Genomic DNA, 22,946 nt, shown 5'->3' with positions numbered 1-22,946 from the left:
CATGACCACACAGGGTTACGACGTCATCGTGATCGGCGTGGGCGGCATGGGCAGCGCCGCCGCGTATCACCTCGCGGCCCGCGGTCAGCGGGTGCTCGGGCTGGAGAAGTTCACGCCCGCGCACGACCGAGGCTCCAGCCACGGCGGTTCCCGCATCATCCGGCAGTCCTATTTCGAAGACCCCGCCTACGTTCCGCTGCTGCTGCGGGCCTACGAACTGTGGGAGCAGCTGGCCACCGACGCCGACCGCGAAGTCATTCGACGCACCGGCGGCCTGTATCTCGGCCCTCCGGACAGCCTGACGGTCGCGGGCAGTCTGCGGGCGAGTCGCGAATGGTCGCTGCCGCACCAGGTGCTGGACGCCGCCGAAATCCGGCGGCGTTTCCCGCTTTTCACGCCCGCGCCCGACGATATCGCGGTGTATGAGCCCAACGGCGGGTTCGCGCGCCCCGAACTGACCGTGCAAGCACACATCGACCTGGCGCTGCGGGCCGGTGCGACCCTGTCGTTCGGCGAAGAGGTGCTCCGCTGGGCGGAAACCGATTCTGGCGTGACGGTGACCACGACCAGAGCTACCTACCGCGCGGATCAGCTGGTTGTCTGCCCCGGAGCCTGGGCGCCACAGTTGCTGGCGGACTTCGGTATTCCGATCACCATCGAACGGCAGGTGCTCTACTGGTTCGATCCGATCGGCGGGACCGCCGCGTTCGAAGACCAGCCGATCTACATCGCCGAGGACGACTCCGGCACGCAGATCTACGGCTTCCCCGCCATCGATGGACCGACCGGCGGGGTCAAGACGGCGTTCTTCCGCAAGGGCATCGTCTGCACACCGGACACCATCGACCGCGTCGTGCACCCATCCGAGGTCGAGGAGATGCGCCACCGCGTCGCCGCCCTGGTCCCGGCCGTCTCCGGTCCGTGCGTCCACACGGCGACCTGCATGTACTCCAACACCCCCGACCAGCATTTCGTGATCGCCCGCCATCCCGGCGGCACCCGTGTCACCGTCGCCTGCGGCTTCTCCGGTCACGGCTTCAAATTCGTCCCGGTGGTGGGCGAGATCCTGGCCGACCTGGTCATCGACGCGAAGACCGCGCACCCCATCACACTTTTCGACCCGCAAAGGTTGGTGACCAGTGGAAACAACCTCGCATAGCGATCCTGGCAGGGCGACGCCTGCGCCACCGGCGCTGATCCCGACCCTCGGCGGCAAGTGGTACGTCGACGACCGCGTCTTCGCGGCCGAACAGGAGCAGCTCTTCGAACGAATGTGGTTCTGCGCCAGCAGAACCGGCGATATCGCACAACCTGGACAGTTCAAGCGGGTGCAGGTCGGCCGCGAGAGTGTGCTGATCGTGCGCGGCCGCGACGAGCAGTTACGTGCGTTCCTGAACATCTGCCGCCACCGCGGCGCGATGCTGTGCACCGAGGACACCGGACAGGTGCGGCGCAACCTGCAATGCCCGTACCACGCGTGGACCTACGCACTCGACGGCACCTTGGTCGCGGCGCCGAACATGGGTGCGCTGAAGGACGCCACCGGCGCGGACATCGATCGGGTCGCCTACGGACTCGTCCCGGTCGCGCTGCGCGAATGGCTCGGCTACGCCTGGGTCTGCCTGGCCGACGAGCCCCCGTCGTTCGAGCACGACGTGATGGGCGCGGTCACCGAACGCCTCGGCGACCCGGCCGCGATCGACGCCTACGAGATCGACACCCTCGAGGTGGGCCGCCGAGTGGTCTACGACGTCGCGGCGAACTGGAAGCTCATCGTGGAGAACTTCATGGAGTGCTACCACTGCGCGACCATCCACCCCGAGCTGACCGAGGTGCTGCCCGAATTCGCCCAGGGCCTGGCCGCACAGGTGTTCGTCGGTCACGGCGCCGAATTCGGACCCGATATCGCCGGATTCACCGTCGACGGCTCGCCGGGTTTCGACCGGCTACCGGGGGTTACTCCCGAACAGGACCGTCGCTACTTCGCGATAACCATCAGGCCGACGGTTTTTGTGAATCTGGTCCCGGATCACATCATTTTTCACCGGATGTTCCCCGTGTCGGCAGACCGCACTATCGTCGAGTGTGATTGGTTGTATACCAAAGATGTGGTCGCCTCGGGACGAGATGTGTCCCGTTCTGTCGAATTGTTCCACCGGGTCAACGAGCAAGACTTCGCGGCATGTGCGCGAACACAACCGACCATGTCCTCCCGCTCCTACCGTAAGGGCGGGGTGCTCGTGCCCGCAGAGCACCACATCGCGGAGTTCCACGAATGGTTGTCCTGTCGGATCGGTGACGTGAGGTGAATGTGATGAATGGCGACCCTGATCTACTCATCGGCGGTCGATGGACGCACGCCGCGGACGGCGGGCTGCGCCAGATCACCGACCCGGCCAACGGCGCGGTCGTGGCCACGGTGGACGAGGCGACACCGCAGGACGCGCGTGACGCCGTCGCCGCCGCCCGGGCCGCCTTCGACGAGGGAAGCTGGGCCGCGACGCCGGTCATCGATCGGGTGGCGCTGCTGCTGCGGATCGCGGACCTGCTGGCCCGCGACAAGGAGCGGCTGGCGCGGCTGGAGACGGCGGACACCGGGAAGACACTGGTGGAGAGCCGGATCGACATCGACGACGTGATCTCGGTGTTCCGCTACTACGCCGGCTTGGTCGGGGTGCAGTCGGACCGGCAGGTCGACGTGGGCGATCCGGCGGTGATCAGCCGGGTGGTGCGCGAGCCGATCGGGGTGTGCGTGCTGATCGCACCGTGGAACTACCCGCTGCTCCAGATGTCCTGGAAGGTTGCACCAGCGCTGGCGGCGGGCTGCACGATGGTGCTCAAGCCGAGCGAGGTCACCCCGCTGAGCACGATCGAGTTCGCTCGACTCGCCGAGGAGGCGGGTGTTCCTGCCGGGGTGTTGAACCTGGTGCAGGGCAGCGGCGCGGTTCTCGGCACGGCGTTGACCGACAACTCGGAGGTCGATTTCATCTCGTTCACCGGTGGGCTGGCCACCGGCCGGACGATCAGTCGGGTCGCCGCCGAGCACGTCACCAAGGTGGCGGTGGAACTCGGCGGCAAGAACCCGCACATCGTCTTCGCGGACGCCGAGTGGAACAGCGCCGTCGACCACGTGCTGACCGGGGTGTTCCTGCACTCTGGGCAGGTCTGTTCGGCGGGCACCAGGTTGATCATCGAGGAGTCCATCGCCGACGACTTCGTCGCGGAACTGGCGACCAGGGCCGAACGGATCAGGGTCGGTCCCGGCCTCGACCCGGCCAGTGAAACCGGCCCGCTGGTCTCCGAGGAACACCGCGCGAAGGTGGAAGCCTATGTCGCGCTGGGTATTTCGGAGGGCGCGAAGCTGGTGACCGGCGGTGCCAGGCCCGACGACCCCGCCCTGCGCGACGGCAGTTTCTACCTGCCGACCATCTTCGACCGCTGCGACCGGTCGATGCGCCTGGTGCAGGAGGAGACCTTCGGCCCGATCCTGACGGTCGAGCGCTTCAGCACCGAGGCCGAGGCGATCCGGCTCGGCAACGACACCGAATACGGTCTCGCAGCAGGGGTTCGCACCTCGGATGCGGCCCGCGGCGAGCGGGTGGTGCGCGCGCTGCGCCACGGCACCGTGTGGCTCAACGACTTCGGCTATTACACCGCAGGCGCGGAATGGGGCGGATTCAAGAGATCCGGCAACGGCCGCGAGCTGGGCCCGACCGGATTGGCCGAATACCAAGAAATCAAACACATTTGGCACAACACGGCACCGAAGCCTGCGGAGTGGTTCAAGGGCGTCTGATCGTAGTTTCATTGTCGGCCGGACAGCCCGTATCGGCCATTACCGCGAAAGAGTAACGATGGTAGTCACAGAGCGCGGGGTGCCCGACGGTACCGGCATGGCGGATTTCGGCTACAAGGAATCCCTCGACCGCAGCATCGGAAAATTCGCGAGCTTCGCGGCCGGCGTCAGCTATATCTCCATCCTCACCGGCACATTCCAGCTGTTCTATTTCGGATTCGGCAGCGCCGGACCCGCGTATCTGTGGTCCTGGCCGCTCGTTTTCGTCGGACAGCTGGCTGTCGCGCTGTGCTTCATGGAACTCGCGGCGCGCTATCCGGTGGCCGGGTCGGTCTACAACTGGTCGAAGTCGTTGGGCAGCAGAATCGTCGGATGGTCGTCGGGCTGGCTGATGCTGACCGCCTCGATCGTGACGCTGGCCGCCGTGGTACTCGCGCTCCAGCTGAACTTGCCGCGGCTGTGGAGCGGCTTCCAGATCATCGGCGACGGGACCGGGGAGTACGACTACGCCACCAACGCGGTGCTGCTCGGCACCATCATGATCGTGTTCACCACCACGATCAACGCGCTCGGCGTGCGGCTGATGGCGCGGATCAACAGCTCGGGCGTGTTCATCGAGCTCATCGCGGCGGTGCTGATCGTGATCATCCTGGCGGCCAACGCGACTCGTGGTCCGCAGGTGTTCTTCTCGACCCACGGTTACGGCGCGGGGGAGTCCGGCGGCTATCTCGGCGCGTTCCTGGTGGCCTCGCTCGCCTCCGGCTACGTCATGTACGGCTTCGACACCGCGAGTTCGCTGGGTGAGGAGACGGTCGAGCCGCGGCGCACCGCGCCAAAGGCCATCCTGCGCGCCGTGCTGGCCTCGTTCGTCATCGGCGGGGGCATCCTGGCCTTCGCCGTGATGGCGGCGCCCGATCTCAACGACCCGCAGATCGGCAGCTCCAGCGGCGGCCTGCAATACATCGTCGAGCAGGTGATGTGGGGTCCGCTCGGCACGATCTTCCTGTGCTGCATCGTGGTCGCGGTGACGGTGTGCTCGCTCGCCGTGCACACGGCCGCCATCCGATTGACCTTCGCGATGGCCAGGGACAACGCGCTGCCGTTCGGCGAGAGGCTCGCGCGGGTGCATCCCAAGACGCAGACGCCGGTGATTCCGGCCATCCTGATCGGCGTCCTCGCCGCGCTCATCCTGGTGATCAATGTCGGCCAGCCCAAGATCTTCACGGTGCTGACATCGATCGCGATCATCATGATCTACCTGGCCTACCTGATGGTGACCGGGCCGATGCTGAAGAAGCGGCTGCAAGGGCAGTGGCCGCCGAAGGAACTGGCCGAAGGCGGCTACTTCACGATGGGACGGTGGGGCATGCTCGTCAATATCGTCGCGGTGGTGTGGGGCGTCGGCATGGCGCTCAACCTGGCCTGGCCGCGTCCCGAGGTGTACGGCAGTCCCTGGTACAACACCTGGGGTGCGTTCGTCTACATCGGGCTGATCCTCGGTTCCGGCCTGCTGTGGTACGCGGTGAAGGGGCGCAATCGAATCGGCACGCTGGCCTCGCACGCCGCGGAGGTGCGGGCCGATGGCTGACACCGTGTTCGACTACGTGATCGCGGGCGGCGGGACCGCCGGGTGTGTGCTCGCCGCCCGGCTCAGCGAGGATCCGGACGTGTCGGTGTGCCTGCTGGAGGCGGGTCCGTCCGATGTCGGCGATCGCGCGATTCTCGAACTCACCCGCTGGATGCACCTGCTGGACTCCGGCTACGACTGGGACTACCTGATCGAACCGCAGGAACGCGGGAACAGCTATCTGCGCCATGCCCGCGCGAAAGTGCTCGGCGGATGTTCCTCGCACAACTCCTGTATCGCCTTCTGGCCGCCCGCGGAGAATCTGGACGAGTGGGCCGCCCTCGGCGCGAAGGGGTGGAGCGCGGCCGAGGTGCTGCCCTACGTCACGCGGCTGGAGAACAACGACGCGCCCGGCGAGCAGCACGGGCGCACCGGACCCGTTCGGCTGCGCGATGTTCCGCCCGTCGACCCGTGCGGCCTTGCGGTGCTCGAAGCGGCAGCGGCGGTCGGTTTGCCGACGGTGCAATTCAACCGGGGCGCCACCGTGCGTAACGGGGCGGGCTGGTTCCAGATCAACGCGGCCGAGGACGGCACGCGCATGTCGACATCGCACGCATACCTGCATCCGGTGCTGAACTCGCGCCCGAATCTGGTGGTGCGCACCGACTGCCGGGTCAGCGAGATCCTCTTCGACGAGGCCCGCGGCGCGACCGGCGTGCGCTACCAACGTCCCGACCTCACCGGCTACGACACCGTCTCGGCTCGGCGCGAGGTCGTCGTCACCGCGGGCGCCATCGACACGCCGAAGTTGTTGATGCTGTCCGGGATCGGGCCCGCCGATCATCTGCGGGAGATCGGCGTTCCGGTGCTGGTCGACGCGCCCGGCGTCGGCGCGAATCTGGACGACCATGTGGAAGGGCTGGTGTTCTGGGAGGCCGCCAAGCCGATGGTGCAGACCTCGACGCAGTGGTGGGAGATCGGGCTCTTCGCCACCACCGACGAGGCGCTGCGCCTGCCGGACGTGATGATGCACTACGGCAGCGTGCCGTTCGATATGAACACCCTGCGCCACGGTTACCCGACCACCGACAACGGTTTCTGCCTGACCCCCAACGTGACCCAGGGACGCTCGCGCGGAACCGTCCGGCTACGCACCCGCGACTTCCGGGATAGGCCGAAAGTCGACCCGCGATACTTCACCGATCCGGACGGCCACGACGAGAAGGTCATGCTCGCCGGAGTTCGGCTGGCCCGCAGGATCGCCGAGCAGTCGCCGCTGCGCGAGTGGGTCGCCGCGGAACTCGCCCCCGGACCGGACGCGACCACCGACGACGAGCTGCTGAGCTATATCCACGCCACCCACAACACGGTCTACCACCCGGCCGCCACCGCACGGATGGGTGCGCCCGAGGATCCGCTGGCGGTGCTCGATCCGGAGCTGCGGGTGAAGGGGGTGTCGCGGCTGCGGGTGGTCGACGCGTCCGCGATGCCGAAACTGCCCGCGGTGAACCCGAACATCACCGTCATGGCCATGGCGGAGAAGTGCGCGGACCTGATCAGGGGATCAGCCTAGAATGACGGCGTCATGGCGAAACAGGATGGTGAGGACACAGGTCGGGCCGCTGCGGTGCAGTCGGTCGACCGCGCGCTGCTGGTGATGGAGATCATCGCCAAGCTGGGGCAGGCCGGCGTCACGGAGATCGCCGCCGAACTGGGCGTGCACAAATCTACCGTCTCCCGGTTGGTCGCCGTGCTGGAATCGCGCGGTTACGTCGAGCAGCTCTCCGACCGCGGCAAGTATCGGCTCGGGTTCTCCATCGTCCGGCTGGCCGGATCCACCAGTGCGCAGGTCGATCTCGTCGGGCAGAGCCAGGGCGCGTGCAACGCGCTGGCGGCCGAGACCGGCGAGACCACGAATATCGCTGTGCTGGACGGTAATCGGATCATCAATATCGTCGAGGCGGCGGGTACCGGCTCGATCGCCCTGCGTTCCTGGGTCGGGCAGAGCTGCCCGGCGCACGCCACGTCGAGCGGCAAGGTGCTGCTGTCCGGGCTCGCACCGGCGGCACTGCGCAAGCAGGTCGGCCCGAAGCTGGAGGGCTACACCGTCAACACGCTGACCAAGGTCGCCGACCTGGCCGCCCAGCTGGTAGCGGTGCGCGAGAACGGGTGGGCAAGTGTGCGTGAGGAATTGGAGATCGGGCTGAATGCCGTCGCCGCTCCCGTCTTCGACAGCAACGGCGCGATCGTCGCGGCACTGAGTGTTTCGGGGCCGTCGTATCGGCTCGGCCCGGACCGCTTCGCGCCGATGGCGGAACTGGCGATCGCGAGCGCCGCGGACATCAGCAGGCGGCTCGGCTACTTCGGCTGACGGGCCGGGCTCCTGGGGCCGGGGTTCGCCATTGACAACGCGCGCGGCCGCCGACAATACTGAGTGCCGTATTGCGCAGTTGTTGCGCTATATGCAACAACTGAATATTCGCCGCACACGCAGCGGGAGATCTCCATCCGTTCGATGGAGAGCCGAAGGAGCAACACCTCCCGGGAAACTCTCAGGCCCAGTACCGCTGCGCATCAGGCAACTCTGAAAAGTAGTGCATCGAGGCACTCGCCGACGGGGCAAACGCACAGCGCGTGAATCTCTCAGGCCCTAGGACAGAGCGGGAGGAGCCACACTTACGCGCGCACGCGTCGACGAAAGGCTCCCCATGGCAGATCCCGCCGCCGATCTCCGCACCCCACTCGATGTCTCCCTGCGCGAATTCGACCCCGTGGTCGCCGCGATGGTCGATCGGGAGACCGACCGCCAGCAACGCGGACTGGAGATGATCGCGTCGGAGAACTACGCGCCGCTCGCGGTGATGCAAGCCCAGGGCACCGTGCTGACCAACAAGTACGCCGAGGGCTATCCGGGCCGCCGCTACTACGGCGGCTGCGAGCACATCGACGAGATCGAGTCGCTGGCCCTGTCGCGGCTGCGCGCGCTGTTCGGCGCCGAATACGCGAACGTGCAACCACATTCGGGTGCGCAGGCGAACGCCGCGGTGATGCACGCGCTGCTGCGCCCCGGTGACAGCATTCTCGGCTTGGCGCTGGACCACGGTGGTCACCTCACGCACGGCATGAAGATCAACTTCTCCGGGCGGCTGTATGACGTTGCCGCATACCATGTTCGGGCTAAGGATCAGCTGGTCGACATGGACGAGGTGGCACGGCTGGCCGAAGAGCATCAGCCGAAGCTGATCATCGCGGGTTGGTCCGCCTATCCGCGTCAGCTGGACTTCGCCGAATTCCGGCGGATTGCCGACCAGGTGGGTGCCTACCTGATGGTCGATATGGCGCACTTCGCCGGTCTCGTCGCGGCCGGGTTGCATCCCTCGCCGGTGCCGCACGCGCACGTCGTCACTTCGACCACGCACAAGACGCTGGGCGGGCCGCGCGGCGGATTCGTCCTCGCCACACCGGAATTGGGCAAGAAGCTGGATTCGGCGGTGTTCCCCGGCCAGCAGGGCGGACCGCTCGAGCATGTGATCGCGGCCAAGGCGGTCGCCTTCAAGATGGCGGCTGAGCCTGCGTTCCGCGAGCGGCAGGAGCGGACCCTCGCGGGCGCCCGGCTGCTCGCCGAGCGGCTGCTGGCCGAGGATTGCCGGGCGGCCGGTATCGGCGTGGTCAGCGGCGGTACCGATGTGCACCTGGTGCTTGTCGACCTGCGTGATGCTCCGTTGGACGGTAAGCAGGGCGAGGATCTGTTGCAGCGGCTGGGAATCACGGTGAACCGCAACGCCATTCCGTTCGATCCGCGGCCGCCGATGATCAGCTCGGGCCTGCGGATCGGCACACCGGCGCTGGCCGCGCGCGGCTTCGATATCGCGGCGTTCACCGAGGTCGCCGACATCATCGCGACGGCGCTGTGTACCGGCGAGGCCTCGGCGGCGCTCACCAAGCGGGTGGACGCCTTGGCGCAGCAGTTCCCGCTGTATGTCGGAATGCGGAACCCGGCGTGACCATCAGCGTTTTCGACCTGTTCCGGGTCGGTGTGGGTCCGTCGAGCTCGCACACGGTTGGGCCGATGCGTGCCGCGGCCGCGTTCGTGGAGCGACTGAAAGACCTCAGCGTGCTGCACGAGACGGCCGCACTGCGGGTGGAGCTGTACGGGTCGCTCGGGGCGACCGGGCGTGGTCACGGCAGTGTCGAGGCGATCGTGGCCGGACTGTCGGGTGCGCAACCCGAGAGCGTCGATCCGGACGCCATGCGCGCCACCGTTGCCACGGCCCGCGCCACCGAACGGCTGTATCTGGGCGGTGTGCACTCGATCGCGTTCGCCGTGGACGAGGATGTCGAGTTGCTCGGGCTGACGCGGTTGGCCTTCCACACCAACGGCATGCTGTTCGCCGCGCGCGACGCGGCGGGGCGGGTGCTGCTCGAGCGCCGGTATTACTCCGTCGGTGGCGGTTTCGTCCTCGACGAGGACGAGATCGACGGGCGTACGGTCGAGGCACCGGTCGTCGTGGCCTACCCGTTCCGCTCGGCGGACGAGCTGCTCGCGATCACCGACGCCACCGGGCTGTCTATCAGTGCCGTGGTGCTGGCCAACGAAATGTCTTCGCGCAGTGCGGATCAGGTGCGCTCGGAACTGCTCGACATCTGGGAGGTCATGCAACGCTGTGTGGCGCGCGGCATGTCGACGGGCGGGGTGCTGCCGGGCGCGCTGCGGGTGCGGCGGCGTGCGGCGAACCTGTTCGAGCGGCTCGGCGCCGAAGCGGAGGACAACGACCCGCTGCGTGCGATGGAGTGGGTGACGCTGTACGCGATGGCGGTCAACGAGGAGAACGCGGCGGGCGGCCGAGTCGTCACCGCGCCGACCAACGGCGCCGCGGGCATCATTCCCGCTGTGCTGCACTACATTCAGCGTTTCGTCACCGGCGCCGACGAGGACAGCGTGGTCGAATTCCTGCTCACCGCAGGCGCGATCGGCCAGTTGATGAAGGAGAACGCCTCGATATCCGGTGCCGAGGTGGGCTGCCAGGGTGAGGTCGGTTCGGCCTGTGCGATGGCTGCCGCCGGACTGGCCGCCGTCCTGGGCGGCACGCCACGGCAGATCGAGAACGCCGCGGAGATCGGCATGGAGCACAACCTCGGCCTCACCTGCGACCCCATCGGCGGGTTGGTGCAGATCCCGTGCATCGAGCGCAACGGGATCGGGGCGGTCAAAGCAATCACCGCGGCTCGCATGGCGATCCGCGGTGACGGGATGCATCATGTCTCGCTGGACCAGGTCATCCAGACCATGCGGGCGACCGGGGCGGACATGCTCGACAAGTACAAAGAGACCTCGCGAGGCGGTTTGGCGGTAGCGGTGGTGGAGTGCTGAGGTCCTAGCGGGCCGGGAACCGGATGACCCGATCGTCGCCGGCCCGGACGGTGCCGCGGCCGTCGGTATTGGAGGTGGTGAGCCACAGCGCGCCGTCCGGTGCCACCACCGGGGTACGCAGCCGGCCGTACTTGCTGCGCAGCTGCGCTACCGGCCGGTCCAGCGTGCCGTCGGCGCGCTGCGGGATGGTCCACAGCCGCTGGCCGCGCAGTGCGGCGACGTACAGCGTGTTCGCGGTGATCGCGAGGCCGGAGGGGGAGGCTTCACTGGTCGACCAGGTGACGAGCGGGTTGGTGTAGCGGCCGTTCTGGGTGTCGCCCTTGCCCTCCACCACGGGCCAGCCGTAGTTGCGCTTCGCCTCGATCAGATTGACCTCGTCGTAGGTGTCCTGCCCGAATTCGGTGGCATAGAGCCGCCCGGTGGCGTCCCACGCCAGACCCTGCACATTGCGGTGGCCGAGGGAGTAGACCGGTGAATTCGGCGTGGGGTTGCCCGGTGCCGGTTTGCCGTCGGGATCGAGTCGGAGAATTTTGCCGTTGGGGCTGGCCGGGTCCTGCGACCTGTTCCGCTGTCCGGCGTCGCCGGTTCCGACATAGAGCATGCCGTCGGGGCCGAAGGCGATGCGGCCGCCATTGTGAATGTTGGCCTTCGCGATTCCGGTGAAGATCGCTTGCGGTTGCCCGTCCAAGCGGAAGCGCACGATCCGGTTGTCGCCGCTGGCCGTGAAATAGGCGTAGACGTAACCGTTTTCGGCGTACTTCGGCGACACGGCGAGGCCGAGGAGTCCGCCTTCGCCGCGCGCGACCACGCCGGGCACCCGGTACACCTGGGTGGGTGTGGTGCCGGGTGCGACGCGTTTGATCACGCCGGTATCGCGCTCGGCTACCAGGGCGGCGCCGTCCGGGAGGAAGGTCAGACCCCATGGCGCGTCGATGTCCCGACCCACCTCTTGCGGGGCATTGAGGTCCGGGGTGCCTGCCGCGGTGACCGGTCCCGCGAGGGAACTGGGCAGCGCGACGAAAAAACTTGCCATTACAGCGATCACAGCGGTGCCGGCATAATGTGCCGCACTTCGAAGTGTTGAAGTCATAGCTAAGTAGAGCCACATTCGGGCGGTCATCTCGACTGGAGAACGACTGGGGAGGATAAAGGGTGTACGGCGTCTTACGCTCATGAAGTCCCAACCTTTCCCGAGCGGCAATCGGAGGCATTCGCATGCACGCCAGCGGCCAGAACAGCATTCTCGAGGTAGTCAAGAAGGCTTGGCATCGACCAGATTTCGCCTTCTTCGATACCGCCCTCGAAATCACCGCCTACGCGGGCCGTAGCTGATATCAATCCGCGCGGTTACGGCAGGCCGAATGCCAGCAACACATTGCCCGGCATGCCGGTGGTGATCTGGCGTCCGTAACCGGAGTTGGTGAACACCATGCCGTTCGCGACGACGGCGCCGTGACCGTTGATGGCGCCGCCGAGGCCCGGCACGCCGTTCACCGTCTTGAACGGTTTCGCGGTGTTGTATTGCCAGAGAATCGCGCCGGTGTCGGCCGAGAAGACGCGCATCTTGCCGTCCATGCTGCCCTCGTAGACCAGGCCGGGGGTAGTGGTGACGGCGTTCGGCATAGCGAGCTGGCACAACGGGGACATCGGTACCGGAGGCACGTTGATCAGGCAGCCCTCGGTGGGATTCGGGGTGGCCCAGATCATTTCGCCGGTGGCCGGGTTCAGCGCATACAGCGTGCCGGGTTGCGCCTGGTAGGTGGCGACGTACAGGCGGTTGCCGTCATAGCTGGCGCCCCATTGGATACCTTGCAGCGACTCCGAGCCAGGGGCGGGCAGAATCGGTTTCGGCGTGGACAGCCGGGTCTGCCAGATGATCTCACCGGTGGTGGCGTCGAGCAGGTGGTAGACGCCGCTCTTCTGGCCGGCGCCGACGACCAGGCGGTCGTTGATCTCGAAGAGGTTCGGGTGCGAACCGAAGTCGAAGTCGTGGCCGGGATCCGGGCAGTTCCCGCCGGGCGGCGGTATCACGCAGCGGCCGTTCCAGGGTGGGTCACCCGGCGTCATGCGTCGAACCCACCGGGCCGTCCCCGTGTCGAGGTCCAGCGCGCCGATCGCTTCCGCCCCTTCGGGATAGCCGCTGTAGGGGTTGCCCGAGGTGTAGTAGAGCGTGCGCGATGGCACGTCGAGAGTCTGCGAGGACCAGACCGGTGCACCGCTGGGTGCGAAGTTCGGTTTGCCGCCGGTCGGCTGTGGTTGCGGGATCGTGTAGTACTGCCACTGCACGTCGCCGGTCGCGGCGTCGAGCGAGACGACACTGCCGCGGAAGGTGCAGCAGGGGTAGTGGTCGCTGGTGGCCTGGCCCAGCTCCTGGCTGGACACGCCGACGTAGATGTGACCGTCGAACACCAAGGGCGAGCCGGTGATGATGGCGAACGGGTGGGGGTCCAACTGGCGGACCCAGCGCTGCTGGCCGGTGGCCGCGTCGAGGGCCCACATCCTGGCGGAATTGTCGCCGAAGTAGACCAGGCCGTCCGCGACCGCGGGCCCATTGCGCAGACCGAAGGTCGGAAGGTTGCCGCCGAGCGGCGTTTCGGCTTGGAACGACCATCGGGTCGCACCGGTATCGGCGTCCAACGCGTAGAAGGTGCCGTTGCGGCCGCCGACGTAGACGGTGCCGTCCACGACCGCGGGCTGACTGGACGCGGCAATGGTTTCGGGGAATGCGAACGCCCACTTCAGCTGCAGCGAGCCGACGGTGGCCGGGGTAATGGCGGTCTCGTGGGGATTGTGCCGAGAACCCTGCAGGTCGTATTGCCACATCGACCAGTCACCCTCGGCAGCGGTGGACTGTCCGAAGCTGGTGCCGGTCATCAGCAGGACGGCCGCGATCGCCAGGATGGGCAGGCGCAGAGACGAACCGCGTCGGCGGGGCGTTGCGTTTGTTCTCTTGTGCATGAGGGTGGCTCCTAGCCCGGACTCAGGAGTTTGCTAAGCCATACGAATTACAGGAGCGTCAAGCATGTTACCCACGCCGCTATGACGTTTCGGGCGACCGGCGTGTGCGTTCGGCTATCGGTTCGGTTACGGCACCGAAAGCAATCATGCAGCGACTGCTGAAACCTCACTACCCCTTATGGGGTGCATTTCCCCAGTTGCCGTGCGGCCGTTTTGCTTGCGCTCAGGCGTGTTACGCTCGCGAACCAGAGCGTTCGGCTCGCTGTATTCACGCATCCTTTGACAAACGGAGGCATTCGTATGCAGACCATCGTCGAGAACCGCGCTACCGAAAAGGTCGAGACGGGCAAGAAGGTGTGGCGCCGTCCCGATTTCGCTTTCTTCGATACCGCATTGGAAATTACCGCCTACGCCGGCCGTGACTGACGCGGCGCTGACGCGAAGGGCAAAGGTGCACCGGGATGTCCACGGCCTGTGACACGGAGACTCGCTGGAGCGAGGCCGAGTTCCGACAGTCGTTGCACGCGCTCGAGGCGTTGTATTGGGACCGGCATCCGTTCCATGAACGGTTGCACAACGGGCGGCTGGACAAGGACGAGCTGCGGTTGTGGGTGGCGAATCGCTGGTACTACCAGCGCTGCCTGCCGCAGAAGGATGCCGCGATCATCGCCAACTGTCCGCTGCCGGAGGTGCGGCGGGAGTGGTTGCCGCGGATCGTCTATCACGACGGGGCCGACGGCTCGCCGGGCGGCGCGGAGAAGTGGCTGCACTTGGCCGAGGCGGTGGGTCTCGAGCGCGCCGAGGTGGTCTCAGAACGACTCGTCTTGCCCGGGGTGCGGTTCGCGGTAGACGCCTATCTCGACTTCGCTCGACGCCGGCCGTGGTTGGAGGCGGTGGCGTCGGGGCTCACCGAGCTGTTCTCGCCCGGGTTGCTGAGCTACCGGCTGGGTCGGATGCGGCAGCACTATCCGTGGATCGCGGAGGAGGGGTTCGCGTACTTCACCGCGCGCATCGACATGGTGGAGGCCGAGGGGCGTTCGCTGCTCGATCTGGTGGTCCGGCATGCCGAAACCCGTGCGCAGCAGCAGGCTTGCGTCGATGCGCTCGCCTTCAAATGCGATGTGCTGAGCGCCGTGCTCGATGCGCTCGACTATCACACGGAGGCCGGTGATGGCCGGGCTGTCCGATAGCACGCTGCCGCGGCTGCGGCCGGGTGTCCGGCTCGCCAGTGATTCGGTGCGCGGTGAGCTGGCGCTGCTGCCCGAAGGGGTAGTGGTTCTCAACGACACCGCCGCCGCGGTGCTCGCGCTTTGCGATGGTGCGCACAGCATTGATGGCATTGTGCAGCGGCTCGGCGCGGAGTACGAGGGTGTCCGCGCTGAGGACATTGCCGAGCTGTTGCAGCGGCTCGCGCAGCGACGAGTGGTGGCCCTGGATGACTGAGACGTCGGTCGAGGCGCCGCTCGGCATGCTGGTCGAGCTGACTCATCGTTGCCCGCTGCATTGCCCGTACTGCTCGAATCCCGTCGAACTCGTTTCGCGTGCTGGGGAATTGACGTTTGAGCAGTGGTGCGATGTGCTCACCCAGGCTCGTGCGCTCGGAGTGGTGCAGATGCATTTCTCCGGTGGTGAGCCGTTGTCTCGACGGGATCTGCCCGACTTGGTCGCGCACGCACGGGGACTCGGGGCCTACGTCAACCTGGTCACCAGCGGTGTCGGACTGACTGCTGAGCGGGCGCGGCAGCTCGCGGAGCGCGGGGTCGACCACGTTCAGCTCTCGATGCAGGACGCGGATCCACAGTCTGCCGATCGCATCGCGGGCGCTCGGGTGCACGCGCTGAAACTTGATGCGGCCGAGGCGATCACAGGGGCAGGACTGCCGCTCACTGTGAATGTTGTGTTGCATCGGGGGAATATCGATCGGGTCGAGCAGATCGTCGACCTCGCCGTCGGTCTCGGCGCGGATCGGATCGAGTTGGCCAACACGCAGTACTACGGGTGGGGGCTGCGTAATCGAGCCGCTTTGCTGCCCAGCGCGATTCAGCTCGACAATGCGCGACAGGCGATGCAGCGGGCTCGGGAGAAGTACGCGGGCGGGCCCGATTTGGTGTACGTGGTCGCGGACTACTTCGCGGACCGGCCGAAGCCGTGTATGGATGGGTGGGGGAGAAGGCAACTGACCGTCACGCCCGGAGGGAACGTACTGCCGTGCCCGGGGGCTTCGGTGATTTCCACGTTGCCGGTGGAGAACGTGCTCGAACGACCGCTGGCCGAGATCTGGTATTCATCGAAGGCGTTCAACGCTTTTCGCGGAACCTCGTGGATGCCCGAACCCTGCCGTTCCTGTCCCGAACGCTTCACCGACTTCGGCGGCTGCCGGTGCCAAGCGTTCCAGTTCACCGGTGACGCGGCGGCCACCGACCCGGTGTGCGGGCTGTCGCCGGATCGGCCGCTCGTCGACGCCGCACTGAGCGAGGCGGCGACGGCTTTCACCATGCGGGCGCAGGCGCCGTGAAAGTGATCCTGCTCGGTACCGCTGCCGGAGGCGGGTTCCCGCAGTGGGACTGTGCCTGCGAGCTCTGCCTGAGTGCCCGTAACGGCGAGCTGCCGTCGCGCAGCCAAGAGTGCGTGGCCATCAGCGGCAACTCGCGAGATTGGTGGCTGCTCAACGCTTCTCCCGATATTCGCACCCAACTGCTCGCGACACCTGCCCTCCGCCCCGGACCGGGACCGCGGGAAACGCCCGTGCGCGGCGTGCTCCTCACCGACGCCGAGGTGGACCACACGATGGGGCTGGCTATCCTGCGCGGAGCCGCCGATCTGACCGTCTACGCCAGCCCCGTAGTGCTGGACGCACTCCTGCCGCTGCGCGGCCTGCTCACTCGCTACCGCCCATGGAAGTGGCAGGACAGCACCGTGCCCGGCTTCGAACTCGCCGGCGGGCTCCGCGTTTTCGCTCACCCGATCAGCGCCAAGGCGCCGAAGTACATCGCGACGCCGTCGCCCTCCATCCACTGGGTGACCGCCCTCCGCATCGAAGACCCGGTGACCGGCGGCGTATTCGTGTACGCGCCCTGCCTAGCGAATTGGCCTGCTGCACTGGACAACCTGCTGGCCTCCGCCGACTGCGCACTACTCGACGGCACCTTCTTCAGCGCGCAAGAACTCGGCGCGGCCGTCCACTCCCAGGACCCGGACGCCGGCCAATCCCTCATGGGCCACCTCCCCATAGCCGGCCCCAGCGGCTCCCTCGCCGCCCTCACCCGCCACCCAGGATTGCGCCGAATCTACACCCACCTCAACAACACCAACCCGCTCCTCGAACCCTCCTCCACAGCCAGTGCACTGGTGGCGCAAGCAGGTGTGGAGGTCCTGCCCGACGGTGCCGAACTCACCGTGTGAGGTGGTCACTCGGCACGACACAGCTGTCTAGAAGTCCAAGCTGAACGCGGCCACCAACAGCATCAGTATGGATATGAGGATCAGCCACATGCCCGCAAGAACCGTGCCGGTGAACGCACTGAAAAAGAAGGTTGCGCCGAAGAAACACCAGTTGAAGACGGTGAAGGCCAGCACGCCACCGAACTTCCGGATGCCCTCGTCCTGAGATGTGAGCGTGCCCACCGCGACTCCCGCCCCGGCAATGGCCAGGAAAGCGCCGCAGACGAACAAGCTGGCCGCGCCCGGAGCTTCCCCACTCCAGAACGGGTAGACCTGGATAGTCCAGATGACTCCCCAGCTGCTTCCGGTGAAGTCAGCCAGCGGCTGGGTCAGAGCCGCCGCCCACAGCGCCAACGCCAGCCCGACGCAACTCCGAAGAAAACGGATGTGGATCTTCAGCCCGCGCGGCTTCTGCTCTTCGCCGCTGTCACCAGGAACCAACTCCAAGACGCCCCCGCTCAACGCACGTACGCCACCATTGTTGCCCCGCAGCGTCATCGACGGTGCGAGAACACCGCCATTCATGGGTGCGGGAAGTGCGGAGTGCTGTGCGAGACCTCGCTGCTGCGAGCACAATCGAGCGATGTTCGGGTGGGTGCGCAATAAGTGGACCGCACTGCTGGCGCGGATCGGCAAGAGCAACAGGGCGATCAGGCGCCGGGCGGAGCGGTTCGGGTTGCTTCCGGCGATCATGGCCGCGCTCGTAGCGGGAGTTGCTGTCGCCTACGTGGCCTACCAGGTGGTGAATCGGTACACCCCGACCAGCGATGCGAAGGCCGCGCCGCTCGATATCACGAAGGTGGCACTGACGATCGTCGCCGGCGTCGGCGGTGTTGTCGCCTTGGTGATCGCCTACCGACGCCAGCGCGATGCCGAGCAGAGCCGGTTCGTAGAGCGATTCGGGGCCGCGGCCGCGCAACTCGGTGCGACCGATGTCGCGGTCCGGATCGCGGGGGTGTACGCGATGGCCGGTGCCGCGGACGAAACCGACGGCCTGCGTCGGCAGCAATGCATCGACGTGCTGTGCGGCTACCTCCGCCTGCCTTACACCCCGGATCTGGGGGGCAATCACCAGACCAAGAACATCCGCAAATACCCGGCGGCCGACGAGTCGAGTCCGGAGGACGAACAACACTTCGAGTACCGGCAGAACGACCGTGAGGTCCGCAAAACCATCGTCCGGGTGATCGGCGAACACCTCCGACCCGAAGCCGAATATAGCTGGTCGGCAAGCCATTTCGATTTGCGGACCGCTTACCTGGAGAACGTCGATTTCAGTGGCGCCGTCTTCGTCGGCGCCGCCCGTTTCGACGAGGCGACGTTCAGTGGCGATACCTGGTTCCACACGGCGAAGTTCAACGCCGACAACGGGTTCAACGCGGCGACGTTCACCGGCGATACCTGGTTCAACGGGGCCACGTTCAGTGGCACCGCCATGTTCGATGGGGTGAGTTTCGGTGGCGACGCAGGGTTCATCGGGGCGACGTTCCTTGGCGCCGCCCGATTCGACACGGCGACGTTCACCGGCGACGCCCAGTTCAACACGGCGACATTCGGCGCCGACGCCTGGTTCCACACGGCAACGTTCGCCCGAGGTGCCTGGTTCAGCGGAGCGACGTTCAGTGGCACCGCCAGGTTCGACGGGACGACGTTCCGTGCCAACACCGGGTTCGGCGAGGCGATGTTCCGGGGCGGCGCCTGGTTCAACAAGGTGACGTTCAGCGGCAGTACCGGGTTCCGCGAGGCGACGTTCGGCGCCAAAGCATCCTTCGACGAGGCGACGTTCGGCGGCGACACCTCGTTCCACACGGCGACGTTCCAGGGGCCGGCCGATTTCACACGCCTTGTTTTCGCGGCCCGGACCAGTTTCGTGTCGGTCGACTTCGGCTCGGAGCGAATCGAGTTCACCAACCCGCAGCGGTGGGGTCCGCCACCGCCGGAGTTCGATTGGGGCCAGGACGGCGCGGGGAAGCCCGGGAATATCGAGCCGCACGACTGGCCGCCCGCCGTGAATGCGCGGTGACACCGCTCGAAGCGATCGATGCTGTTTCGACGCGGGAGTGCGTCGGGGTGGGGAATCATGTTCCTACGGGTAAGGGGGCGTTGTTGGTGCAGCCGTCGAACGTGTATGTGCGCGTTGGTTTTCGAACCATGGCAGGGAAGGTTGGTGGGGGCCGATGATCGAGACTACGCGAGCGCAGGTACCGCGGTGACCGCCCCGAATGCCGATCCGATCGCCGCCTTCAAGGAGATACTGCGGGAATTGGTCGGCCGCACGGGAGCGGCTTCGGACGCTAGACGCCTGGCCCGCCTGGCCGAGGAAGCCCACATCAGCGCGGAGGAGTTGCGCCAGGCGATCACGTCCGGTCAGCCCTTGCCGAAACGGGAAACAACCAAGGCGATCGTGACCGCGTGCCTGCACCACACTCGACCGGAGTTGGCCGGGCAGCAGCTGCAGAATGAGTTGGCTTGGTGGGAGGAGCAGCGCAGCGCTGCTGCAAGGCCGCCCGCGCCGCCCCAGGAAATCCCGGTGCCCCAAGGCGAGGAGCGCTCTGTCGCGTCCCGGGACCGAGGGCCGTGGTTGGCCACCGGTAGGGAATGGGTCCGTCACCATCCTCGCCCAGCCGTCGTGGTTACGGCTTTGGCGTCGGTTTTGGTGTTGGTGGTCGCGGTGGTCGTGGTGTGGTTGTTCCGGCGTGCGGACAACACGTGCGCCGAGGCGGGGCTGACCTTGATGGACGGGGAGTGCATCGGCGTGACCGATGGGGCGTTCACCGGCTTCGACCCGAAATCGGCGGATGTGGTCGAGCAGATCGCTACGCAGAACAGGCTGGTGAGCGGCGACTACCTCACCGTCGCGCTGCTGGGCCCGCTCTCCCAGCCGACCCAAACCGGTCCGCCGGATGGTCGCCCCAAGGAGGGCCAGCTCTCCAGCGACCAGATCCGGCAGATGCTCATCGGCGCCGCCGCCGCGCAGCATCGGGTCAACAGCGGGCGGTCCTTCGGCGATCCCCGGCCCGCGATCCGGTTGTTGCTGGCCAACAACGGCAGCTTCCAGAACCAGTGGCGGGCACCGGTCGACCGACTGATCTCGCTGGCAGCCGCCGAGGATCCGCGCGAACGGGTCGCCGCCGTCGTCGCGCTGGGCACCAGTGTGGCCGACACTCGGGACGCGGTGAAAGCGTTGAGCGACAAGCAGATCCCGATCATCGGCGCCATCACCACCGCCGACGAGTTGAGTTACGACAATATCCCCGGCATGGTGCGCGTCACCCCGGCGACCAGTACTTTCGTCGACCATCTCAGCGGATATCTCGATAGCCACCCAGAGTTGGGTCCGGCGATCGTGGTGTGGGATCAGAACGCCGAAACCCGCGGTGACCTCTACGCCGCCGCGCTACAGAAAGTGTTCCGCGACAAGCTCGGTCGCTGGATCGGGCAGATCCCCGATCAGGGATTCACCGGGGTCACCATTCCCAGCGACACCTGGCCGCAGATGTTCGACGGGGTCACCCGCAACGTGTGCGCGTCCGGCGCCAACACCATCCTGTTCGCCGGCCGCGTCTCCGACATGGGCGAGTTCATCGACTCGCTGAAAGAACGCGCCTGCCGGTCTCGGCCGTTGACGATCATGACCGGGGTGACCGCGTTGACCGCGATCCACCGCAATCCCGACCAGCTGCGCCAAGCCGGCGTACAGGTGATCTACGCCGGTGTGGTCCATCTGGACTGGCCCGCCGGCCGCGGCACCCCGCCCGAGGGCTGGCAGCTCTACACCGAGGCCCTCGCCGACGCGGGCTACCGCACCGACGGCACCGACGCCTACACCTGCCTGGTCCACGACGCCACCCTCACCGCAACCCGAGCCATCCGCCTGGCCGCAACCCCGAACCGTATGCCCGGAACCAGCGACGTGCTCGGCCAGCTGCGCAACATCAACGGCGACTACACCATCGACGGCTGCTCCGGCAGTTTCGAATTCACCACCACCAGCAACGGCGCGCCACTGGGAACCCCGATTCAGATCGTCACGCTCCCCAGGTAGGCAAGTGCTACCACATCGCAGCTGCTGCTCGGCGAAAGAGGCTTTGCTGCGCCAGAATCCATGGATGAGTGAAATCGTTGTTCGCCCAGCCGAAGAGGACGATCTGGCCGCGGTGGCGGGACTTCGCTGGCGGTGGGTCACGGAGAAGCGCGGCACGCCGGAGATCACTCGCGAAGAGTTCATGGCGTGGTTCGTGGCTTGGGCAAAGGACAACGAACACTCGCACCGGTGCTGGGTCGTCGTCGACGGTGGGCTCGTCCTCGGTATGGCATGGCTCGCAGTCATCCAGCGCGTACCGACTCCACATAGGCCTGAACGGGCGTCGGGCGATCTTCAATGTGTGTATGTGGTTCCGGAACGGAGGGATACCGGCCTGGGCGGCAGACTGATCGATGCCGTTGTCGCCGAGGCGAGCCGCCTAGGACTGGAGCGACTAACGGTGCATTCCAGCGATCGCGCAATCAACGCCTACACACGCCACGGCTTCGCCTTGTCCCCTCGGCTCCTCCAGGTCGAGTAGCCGACCCGCTGATTCGAACAGCCGCACTGGCTCTCGGGATCCGCACCGAATCCGGGGTGTCAGAGCGAGTGCGGATCCCGAGAGTGGGTGCGGATTCCGGTGCGGCGGGCTCGGGTGCGGGTGGCGCAGTCGTGGGTGAGGGTGAGGATGTGGTCCAGGAGACCGGGGCTTACGCCGGCCATGCCGGTGGGGTGGCGGGTGGCGTCGGTGTAGGCGCCGCCTGCCATGCGGTTGTGCAGGGTGCGGAAGGTGACCAGGGCGTTCATGATTCGGATCGCGCCGTCCATGGCGTCGGCGAGTTTGGTGGGGGGTGGGCCGGTGGGGCGGTCGAATTCGCGGATGAGGCGGGTGATCAGGGAGGGGGTGCCTTCGGTGCGCTCGAAGAGTCGACGCCAATGGGGGAGAGCGTATTTGACTATGTCGTGCTGGAAGTAGCGGAGGTCGGCGTCGGGGTGGTCGGCGGACCAGACGAGGCGGTCGATGAGGTAGAGGGGGACGTGTACGGGTGCGGGACCGTAGTACTGGCGGTCGGCGATGACCACATCCGCCATGAAGGGGCGCAGTCGAGCGGCGTAGAAGTCGACCGGGTCGACGTTTCGATAGACGTCGTTCATCAGCTCCGGCAGCGTCTCCAATTGGTCCGCCGTGGTGTGGCAGATTTCGCCGAATGCGGCATCGCGGGGGTGGATTTCGGCCAATCCGGCGATGGTCGGGGCTATTTCGTCGATGAGGATGGTGCCGACTCGGACGGCGTCGATGATGACGTTCTCCTCGCGGTCTCCGAGGAACATCCGCTGACGTTTGCCGCGCGGGTTCCACACGCCGTAATGCAGGACGGTGTCGCGCGGGACCATGTCCACCGAGAGCCCCCACGCGAGCAATGCGTCCGTGCCCTCGGGTGCGGCTTCGAGCGGTTCGACACCGTGGCGCTGTAGGGAGGAGAGCAACATTCCGACATCGCGCATCGCGGCCAGGCGGTCGGCGACGTCAGTCAGTTCTATTTCCCGGGCCCGCCACAACAGCTCTCGAAACGAAGTGACGAGTTGCGGCACATCGGCGGCGGCATTCAGTTCGGGCAGCCGCGCCAGCAATGCGTCGGCGGACAATGGATCGCGGTGCGTAACGTGCCGGCACGACACTTCGTCGAGGCGTATCTGCTCGACTCCGCTACTGACCGGCTCGGTATGTTCGGACAAGCGTGACCGCTTCTTCAGGGCTGGCATCGGGTCCTCTCGTACTGCTGAGAGT

At 66.6% G+C, this 22,946-nt stretch carries 21 protein-coding genes and 1 riboswitch; of the genes, 17 read left to right on the top strand and 4 right to left on the bottom strand.

The features are described 5' to 3' along the window. Position 1: 1 nt before the first annotated feature. The 8 genes from solA to NN4_RS01860 all read left to right on the top strand — a co-directional run bounded on the left by solA (position 2) and on the right by NN4_RS01860 (position 10,734). Positions 2-1,159, top strand: a complete 1,158-nt coding sequence (gene solA, locus NN4_RS01895; protein ID WP_147128155.1) for an N-methyl-L-tryptophan oxidase — start codon at positions 2-4, stop codon at positions 1,157-1,159. Continuing rightward, the gene (locus NN4_RS01890; RefSeq protein WP_147128154.1) at positions 1,140-2,309 is read left to right on the top strand and encodes an aromatic ring-hydroxylating oxygenase subunit alpha; all 1,170 of its coding nucleotides are present in this window, start codon (positions 1,140-1,142) and stop codon (positions 2,307-2,309) included. The genes solA and NN4_RS01890 overlap by 20 nt, the downstream gene beginning before the upstream one ends. 5 nt (positions 2,310-2,314) lie before the next feature. After that, on the top strand, positions 2,315-3,796 hold the full coding sequence (locus NN4_RS01885; protein WP_147128153.1) for an aldehyde dehydrogenase family protein: 1,482 nt from the start codon (positions 2,315-2,317) through the stop codon (positions 3,794-3,796). A 58-nt stretch (positions 3,797-3,854) separates the two neighbouring features. Further along, entirely contained in the window at positions 3,855-5,384 is a 1,530-nt protein-coding gene (locus NN4_RS01880; protein ID WP_147128152.1) for an APC family permease, read from the top strand. Next, the gene (locus NN4_RS01875) at positions 5,377-6,936 is read left to right on the top strand and encodes a GMC family oxidoreductase (RefSeq protein ID WP_147128151.1); all 1,560 of its coding nucleotides are present in this window, start codon (positions 5,377-5,379) and stop codon (positions 6,934-6,936) included. Before NN4_RS01880 ends, NN4_RS01875 begins: the two co-directional genes overlap by 8 nt. 12 nt (positions 6,937-6,948) lie before the next feature. After that, the gene (locus tag NN4_RS01870; protein ID WP_107656845.1) at positions 6,949-7,734 is read left to right on the top strand and encodes an IclR family transcriptional regulator; all 786 of its coding nucleotides are present in this window, start codon (positions 6,949-6,951) and stop codon (positions 7,732-7,734) included. Positions 7,735-7,937: 203 nt separating this feature from the next. Further along, positions 7,938-8,032: riboswitch (glycine riboswitch) on the top strand. Positions 8,033-8,071: 39 nt separating this feature from the next. Further along, positions 8,072-9,367 (top strand): serine hydroxymethyltransferase, encoded by a 1,296-nt coding sequence (gene glyA / locus NN4_RS01865; RefSeq protein WP_147128150.1) that lies wholly within the window; start codon positions 8,072-8,074, stop codon positions 9,365-9,367. Continuing rightward, positions 9,364-10,734, top strand: a complete 1,371-nt coding sequence (locus NN4_RS01860; protein ID WP_147128149.1) for an L-serine ammonia-lyase — start codon at positions 9,364-9,366, stop codon at positions 10,732-10,734. Before glyA ends, NN4_RS01860 begins: the two co-directional genes overlap by 4 nt. A gap of 4 nt (positions 10,735-10,738) precedes the next feature. Here the strand turns inward: NN4_RS01860 and NN4_RS01855 are convergent, their stop codons facing one another. Beyond that, positions 10,739-11,767, bottom strand: coding sequence for a PQQ-dependent sugar dehydrogenase (locus NN4_RS01855; RefSeq protein ID WP_228540602.1), 1,029 nt, complete (start codon positions 11,765-11,767; stop codon positions 10,739-10,741). 182 nt (positions 11,768-11,949) lie between these two features. Here NN4_RS01855 and pqqA point away from each other — a divergent pair, with 182 nt between their 5' ends. Further along, the gene (gene pqqA, locus NN4_RS01850; protein WP_147128148.1) at positions 11,950-12,066 is read left to right on the top strand and encodes a pyrroloquinoline quinone precursor peptide PqqA; all 117 of its coding nucleotides are present in this window, start codon (positions 11,950-11,952) and stop codon (positions 12,064-12,066) included. Positions 12,067-12,081: 15 nt separating this feature from the next. On the opposite strand, the gene NN4_RS01845 is transcribed toward pqqA, so the two are convergent. Then, the gene (locus tag NN4_RS01845) at positions 12,082-13,692 is read right to left on the bottom strand and encodes an outer membrane protein assembly factor BamB family protein (RefSeq protein ID WP_147128147.1); all 1,611 of its coding nucleotides are present in this window, start codon (positions 13,690-13,692) and stop codon (positions 12,082-12,084) included. A gap of 300 nt (positions 13,693-13,992) precedes the next feature. Between NN4_RS01845 and NN4_RS46530 the strand changes: the two genes are divergently transcribed. The 5 genes from NN4_RS46530 to pqqB are packed head-to-tail and all read left to right on the top strand — an operon-like array spanning position 13,993 to position 17,094. Then, positions 13,993-14,118 carry a hypothetical protein gene (locus NN4_RS46530; RefSeq protein WP_281289297.1) on the top strand — a complete coding sequence of 42 codons (126 nt, stop codon included), beginning with the start codon at positions 13,993-13,995 and terminating at the stop codon, positions 14,116-14,118. Between the two features lie 35 nt (positions 14,119-14,153). Beyond that, on the top strand, positions 14,154-14,882 hold the full coding sequence (gene pqqC / locus NN4_RS01840) for a pyrroloquinoline-quinone synthase PqqC (RefSeq protein WP_147128146.1): 729 nt from the start codon (positions 14,154-14,156) through the stop codon (positions 14,880-14,882). Next, on the top strand, positions 14,863-15,135 hold the full coding sequence (gene pqqD / locus NN4_RS01835; RefSeq protein WP_147128145.1) for a pyrroloquinoline quinone biosynthesis peptide chaperone PqqD: 273 nt from the start codon (positions 14,863-14,865) through the stop codon (positions 15,133-15,135). The genes pqqC and pqqD overlap by 20 nt, the downstream gene beginning before the upstream one ends. Continuing rightward, complete coding sequence (gene pqqE / locus NN4_RS01830) at positions 15,128-16,207, top strand: pyrroloquinoline quinone biosynthesis protein PqqE (protein ID WP_147128144.1); 1,080 nt, start codon at positions 15,128-15,130, stop codon at positions 16,205-16,207. Before pqqD ends, pqqE begins: the two co-directional genes overlap by 8 nt. Continuing rightward, a complete protein-coding gene (pqqB, locus tag NN4_RS01825) occupies positions 16,204-17,094 on the top strand; it encodes a pyrroloquinoline quinone biosynthesis protein PqqB (protein WP_147128143.1) in 891 nt (296 codons plus the stop codon). Before pqqE ends, pqqB begins: the two co-directional genes overlap by 4 nt. Before the next feature lie 27 nt (positions 17,095-17,121). On the opposite strand, the gene NN4_RS44715 is transcribed toward pqqB, so the two are convergent. Further along, complete coding sequence (locus NN4_RS44715) at positions 17,122-17,658, bottom strand: hypothetical protein (RefSeq protein ID WP_186818202.1); 537 nt, start codon at positions 17,656-17,658, stop codon at positions 17,122-17,124. 58 nt (positions 17,659-17,716) lie between these two features. Here NN4_RS44715 and NN4_RS01815 point away from each other — a divergent pair, with 58 nt between their 5' ends. The 3 genes from NN4_RS01815 (at position 17,717) to NN4_RS01805 (ending at position 21,698) form a co-directional block, all read left to right on the top strand. Then, on the top strand, positions 17,717-19,156 hold the full coding sequence (locus NN4_RS01815; protein ID WP_186818201.1) for a pentapeptide repeat-containing protein: 1,440 nt from the start codon (positions 17,717-17,719) through the stop codon (positions 19,154-19,156). A 186-nt stretch (positions 19,157-19,342) separates the two neighbouring features. After that, a complete protein-coding gene (locus tag NN4_RS01810) occupies positions 19,343-21,178 on the top strand; it encodes a type 1 periplasmic-binding domain-containing protein (RefSeq protein ID WP_147128140.1) in 1,836 nt (611 codons plus the stop codon). A 64-nt stretch (positions 21,179-21,242) separates the two neighbouring features. Further along, positions 21,243-21,698 carry a GNAT family N-acetyltransferase gene (locus tag NN4_RS01805; RefSeq protein WP_147128139.1) on the top strand — a complete coding sequence of 152 codons (456 nt, stop codon included), beginning with the start codon at positions 21,243-21,245 and terminating at the stop codon, positions 21,696-21,698. A gap of 59 nt (positions 21,699-21,757) precedes the next feature. On the opposite strand, the gene NN4_RS01800 is transcribed toward NN4_RS01805, so the two are convergent. Then, on the bottom strand, positions 21,758-22,894 hold the full coding sequence (locus NN4_RS01800) for a monodechloroaminopyrrolnitrin synthase PrnB family protein (protein ID WP_186818200.1): 1,137 nt from the start codon (positions 22,892-22,894) through the stop codon (positions 21,758-21,760). Positions 22,895-22,946: the final 52 nt, after the last annotated feature.

Source organism: Nocardia ninae NBRC 108245, from assembly GCF_007990755.1.
GTDB classification, from domain to species: Bacteria; Actinomycetota; Actinomycetes; order Mycobacteriales; family Mycobacteriaceae; genus Nocardia; species Nocardia ninae.
Note: the sequence above shows the minus strand (reverse complement) of the source record. Positions and strands in the feature narration are given on the sequence as shown.

Excerpts from the sequence above, each read along its gene's own strand:
- solA (WP_147128155.1), top strand. The coding sequence starts at position 2 with ATGACCACACAGGGTTACGACGTCATCGTGATCGGCGTGGGCGGCATG.
- NN4_RS01885 (WP_147128153.1), top strand. The coding sequence starts at position 2,315 with ATGAATGGCGACCCTGATCTACTCATCGGCGGTCGATGGACGCACGCC.
- NN4_RS01880 (WP_147128152.1), top strand. The coding sequence starts at position 3,855 with ATGGTAGTCACAGAGCGCGGGGTGCCCGACGGTACCGGCATGGCGGAT.
- NN4_RS01875 (WP_147128151.1), top strand. The coding sequence starts at position 5,377 with ATGGCTGACACCGTGTTCGACTACGTGATCGCGGGCGGCGGGACCGCC.
- NN4_RS01870 (WP_107656845.1), top strand. The coding sequence starts at position 6,949 with ATGGCGAAACAGGATGGTGAGGACACAGGTCGGGCCGCTGCGGTGCAG.
- glyA (WP_147128150.1), top strand. The coding sequence starts at position 8,072 with ATGGCAGATCCCGCCGCCGATCTCCGCACCCCACTCGATGTCTCCCTG.
- NN4_RS01855 (WP_228540602.1), bottom strand. The coding sequence starts at position 11,767 with ATGGCAAGTTTTTTCGTCGCGCTGCCCAGTTCCCTCGCGGGACCGGTC.
- pqqA (WP_147128148.1), top strand. The coding sequence starts at position 11,950 with ATGCACGCCAGCGGCCAGAACAGCATTCTCGAGGTAGTCAAGAAGGCT.
- NN4_RS01845 (WP_147128147.1), bottom strand. The coding sequence starts at position 13,692 with ATGCACAAGAGAACAAACGCAACGCCCCGCCGACGCGGTTCGTCTCTG.
- NN4_RS46530 (WP_281289297.1), top strand. The coding sequence starts at position 13,993 with ATGCAGACCATCGTCGAGAACCGCGCTACCGAAAAGGTCGAGACGGGC.
- pqqC (WP_147128146.1), top strand. The coding sequence starts at position 14,154 with ATGTCCACGGCCTGTGACACGGAGACTCGCTGGAGCGAGGCCGAGTTC.
- pqqD (WP_147128145.1), top strand. The coding sequence starts at position 14,863 with ATGGCCGGGCTGTCCGATAGCACGCTGCCGCGGCTGCGGCCGGGTGTC.
- pqqE (WP_147128144.1), top strand. The coding sequence starts at position 15,128 with ATGACTGAGACGTCGGTCGAGGCGCCGCTCGGCATGCTGGTCGAGCTG.
- NN4_RS44715 (WP_186818202.1), bottom strand. The coding sequence starts at position 17,658 with ATGAATGGCGGTGTTCTCGCACCGTCGATGACGCTGCGGGGCAACAAT.
- NN4_RS01815 (WP_186818201.1), top strand. The coding sequence starts at position 17,717 with ATGTTCGGGTGGGTGCGCAATAAGTGGACCGCACTGCTGGCGCGGATC.
- NN4_RS01805 (WP_147128139.1), top strand. The coding sequence starts at position 21,243 with ATGAGTGAAATCGTTGTTCGCCCAGCCGAAGAGGACGATCTGGCCGCG.